1 protein-coding gene, 2 pseudogenes and 1 riboswitch are annotated in these 1,640 nt (G+C 74.8%); of the genes and pseudogenes, 1 reads left to right on the forward strand and 2 read right to left on the reverse strand.

The window, feature by feature from the left end:
- A pseudogene (locus G3I42_RS38140) lies at window positions 1–153 on the reverse strand (riboflavin biosynthesis protein RibD); the annotation flags it as partial.
- A gap of 155 nt (window positions 154–308) precedes the next feature.
- A riboswitch (FMN riboswitch) is annotated at window positions 309–439 on the reverse strand.
- 160 nt (window positions 440–599) lie between these two features.
- Between G3I42_RS38140 and sigJ the strand changes: the two are divergent.
- Complete coding sequence (sigJ, locus tag G3I42_RS35430; RefSeq protein WP_239096893.1) at window positions 600–1,451, forward strand: RNA polymerase sigma factor SigJ; 852 nt, start codon at window positions 600–602, stop codon at window positions 1,449–1,451.
- 32 nt (window positions 1,452–1,483) lie between these two features.
- Here the strand turns inward: sigJ and G3I42_RS38145 are convergent.
- Window positions 1,484–1,640, reverse strand: a pseudogene (locus G3I42_RS38145) (ROK family transcriptional regulator); the annotation flags it as partial.

Raw genomic sequence — 1,640 nt, forward strand, 5'->3', positions numbered from 1 at the left:
GCCCGCGCGCTGGTGCCACCCGCAGCCCGCGACCTCGCCGGAGGCGTCGAGCACGACGCAGCCGACGACGGGGTTGGGGCGGGTGCGGCCGAGGCCGCGGGCGGCGAGGGCGATCGCCTCGCGCATGGCGGCGGTTTCGGCTGGGGTGGCCACCGGGTCCTCCTGCCTCTCGGGCACGGACTCCGGGGCGCTGTCGCGGGGACAGGCTTGGTACGGGCGCACACGGGCACAGGGAGCGCCGGACGCGGACCGGGAGCGCCGCGAGACGACGGCCCGGCCTACGGCGGCGCACTGCTGCGTGCGACCCGCCGCGCACTGCCTCCCATCCGGACTTTCACCGTCGGTCCAGGAATTCCACCTGGTCAACCGCTCACTGGAAGCGAGCGGGTCGCGGACTGTTACCGCCGGTTCGGAATTACACCGACCCCGGAGTGCGCTGTTGCTGGTACGCGCACCAGTGTGCCACGCCGGGAAGAGGTGCGCGGGGTGGGATGACTCACAGCGAGATCGGGATTACGGGACGCGGGGGCGCGCGCGGTGGCACGCTGTGCGCTGTGATCACGGATTCTGTACGGGAGTTCGAGACGGAGCGGCCGCGGTTGTTCGGGCTCGCCTACCGGATGCTGGGCTCGGCGCAGGAGGCCGAGGACGTGGTGCAGGAGGCGTACCTGCGCTGGGCGGGCGCGGACCGCGCGGCGGTGCGCACGCCCGCCGCCTGGCTCACCACGGCGGTGACGCGCCTGTGCCTCACCGTCCTCGACTCCGCGCGCGTGCGGCGGGAGCGGTACGTGGGCCCCTGGCTGCCGGAGCCGGTACTGACCTCGGGCGGGGCGCTCGGGCCGATGGAGAGCGCGGAGCAGCGCGAGGAGGTGTCCTCGGCACTGCTGCTCCTGCTCGAACGGCTGAGCCCGCCGGAGCGCGCGGTGTACGTGCTGCACAACGCCTTCGGCTACGGGCACCGCGAGATCGCCGAGATCCTCAGCCTCTCCGAAGCGGGCGCCCGCCAGCACCTGCGGCGCGCGCGGGCGCGGCTCACGGAGGAGCGGGCCCGGTACGCGGTGGAGAGCGAGCGGCAGCGGGCCCTGGTGGAGACCTTCCTCGCCGCCTCGCGCGCGGGCGACGTGCGGGAGCTGGTCTCGCTGCTCGCCGAGGACGTGAGCTGGTGGTCGGACGGCGGCGGCAAGGTGCCCGCGGCCCGGAAGATCGTCAGGGGCCGCGAGCCGGTGACGGGGCTGATCCGGATGGCGCTGGAGAAGTGGCTCGTGGAGGCGGAGTTCCGGCCCGTGCAGATCAACGGGGCGCCGGCGCTGCTCTTCCTCACGGACGGGCGGCTCGGCGGGGTCGTGGAGGTCTCGGGCGGGGCGGAGGGGATCACGCAGATCAGGGCGATGCTGAATCCGGAGAAACTGGGGTTTTTGGCGCGGCAGTTGGGGATGGAGAGGCTGGGGTGACAGGGGGGCGGGGCCGGCGCCCCGCCCCCCTGTCACCCCCCGAACAGCTCCTCCTGCGCGTGGTCCAGCGCCATCAGCAGTGCCCCGCGCAGGACCGCCCCGCCGCCGAGCGCCGTCGGGCGCACCTCCGTCGCGAGCGGGGTCAGGCGGGCGAGGCGGGTCCCGACGCGGGCCGCGAGGTGCGTGCCG

The sequence above is a fragment of the Streptomyces sp. SID11385 genome (assembly GCF_010548245.1).
GTDB lineage: Bacteria > Actinomycetota > Actinomycetes > Streptomycetales > Streptomycetaceae > Streptomyces.